3 protein-coding genes are annotated in these 1,755 nt (G+C 67.9%); 2 read left to right on the forward strand and 1 reads right to left on the reverse strand.

Going from position 1 to position 1,755, the window contains the following annotated elements:
- Positions 1 to 581: DUF5666 domain-containing protein (locus AC2VNT_RS00025; RefSeq protein WP_486944915.1), on the reverse strand; the 581-nt coding region annotated here is incomplete at its 3' end.
- A gap of 185 nt (positions 582 to 766) precedes the next feature.
- Here AC2VNT_RS00025 and trxA point away from each other — a divergent pair.
- A complete protein-coding gene (gene trxA, locus AC2VNT_RS00030) occupies positions 767 to 1,147 on the forward strand; it encodes a thioredoxin (protein ID WP_486944916.1) in 381 nt (126 codons plus the stop codon).
- A 27-nt stretch (positions 1,148 to 1,174) separates the two neighbouring features.
- Positions 1,175 to 1,755, forward strand: a 581-nt coding sequence (locus AC2VNT_RS00035) for an enoyl-CoA hydratase (RefSeq protein ID WP_486944917.1), incomplete at its 3' end; no start/stop codon positions are given.

Raw genomic sequence — 1,755 nt, forward strand, 5'->3', positions numbered from 1 at the left:
ACGCACTTACCTTTGGCGATCGCGTCGGTGTTGGCCGCCACCCGCTTTTTGTAGCTGGTGGTGTCGGTGACGGTCACGGTGACCTTCGATGTGCTCCCGGTGGTGCTGTCCGGGGTGAGGGTGATGGTGTTACCGGTGACGGAATCGACCACCCCGCGGACTGCCCGGTGTTCTACCGGCGCCGCAGACGGTGTGGTGGAATTCGAGTCCTGCAGCTGCGGACACTTACCGTCGACCGCGCTGCTGATCCGGACCCATTGGGCGGTGATCGCGCCGCTGCTTGCCGGGGCGCTCTGCGGGGTGGGGCCGGCCTTGATGCAGCTGCCGAGGGCGACGTCGCTCAGGTGAGCCGGGAGGGCCTCCCTGATCTCGGTGGAACTCGCGTACTGCACCGTGGCGGTCCCAGTCGTCTGGGTGACCTGGAGCGTGTTGCCCGACACCGATGCGATCAGGCCGATGACGTGGTCGCTCTGGGCGTACGCCGGCGCCGGCGAGGAGAGTGCGGCCAAAGACAGTGCGGTGGCCCCGGTGACCGCGAGGAACGCACGTCGGGGCGGGAGAGCGAGGGCAGGCATCACCATGCTCCGATCGTGGACGTCGTGCGCCGGTGTGCGCGACAGCTGTGGGCAAAGCGGGCAGTACCACCGTCTGCCGTGGAGTTATCAGCAGGCTTTTTTCACTCTATGAGCCCGCTGTGTATACCGCTCGCGCTGCCGCCGGATCTGCGCCGGGGAACAGCGCGGCCGTTTCCGGCGTTGGGCCAATCATGGCTACCCAGAATCTCACTTCAGAGCAGTTCAACGAAACCGTTGCCGGCAATGACATTGTGCTGGTCGACTTCTGGGCCTCGTGGTGCGGGCCGTGCCGGTCCTTCGCGCCCACGTTCGCGGCAGCGGCGGAGAAGCACCCTGACATCGTCTTCGCCAAGGTCGACACCGAGGCCGAACAGCAGTTGGCCGCGGCCGCCCAGATCCGGTCCATCCCCACCCTGATGGCGTTCAAGAAGGGCACGCTGGTGTTCAACCAGGCCGGGGCGTTGCCGCCGGCGGCGCTGGAGGATCTGGTCCAACAAGTCAGGGACCTCGACGTCGACGCCGCACTCGCCGCGCGGGCCCAGGCGCAAAAAGAGCCGCCCCAGCAGGCGTGAGCCGACGCACGCGATAGCGTGCAACACGTGACCGGCACAGCTGGATTTGTCCGTGTCGACCGCCCGCGTCCGCAGGTCGCCTTGATCACCCTCAACCGACCGGAGCGGATGAACTCGATGGCGTTCGACGTCATGGTGCCGCTTCACGATGTGCTGCGGCAGGTCAGCTACGACAACTCGGTTCGGGTGGTGGTGCTGACCGGCGCCGGGCGCGGCTTCTCATCCGGCGCGGACCACAAGTCGGCGGGCCGGGTGCCGCATGCGACGGGGCTGACCCGCCCCAGCTACGGACTGCGGTCGATGGAACTGCTCGACGACGTCGTCCTGATGCTGCGCCGGATGCACCAGCCGGTGATCGCCGCGGTCAACGGTGCGGCCATCGGCGGCGGACTATGCCTGGCGCTGGCCGCCGACATCCGGGTCGCCGCAGCCGGTGCCTACTTCCGGGCGGCGGGTATCAACAACGGCTTGACCGCGAGCGAGCTGGGGCTGAGCTACCTGCTGCCCCGGGCGATCGGGGCGTCGCGAGCGTTTGAGATCATGCTCACCGGCCGCGACGTCGACGCGCGCGAAGCCGAGCGGATCGGGCTGGTGTCGCGTATCGTGCC

Source organism: Mycobacterium sp. TH-M15, from assembly GCF_057473705.1.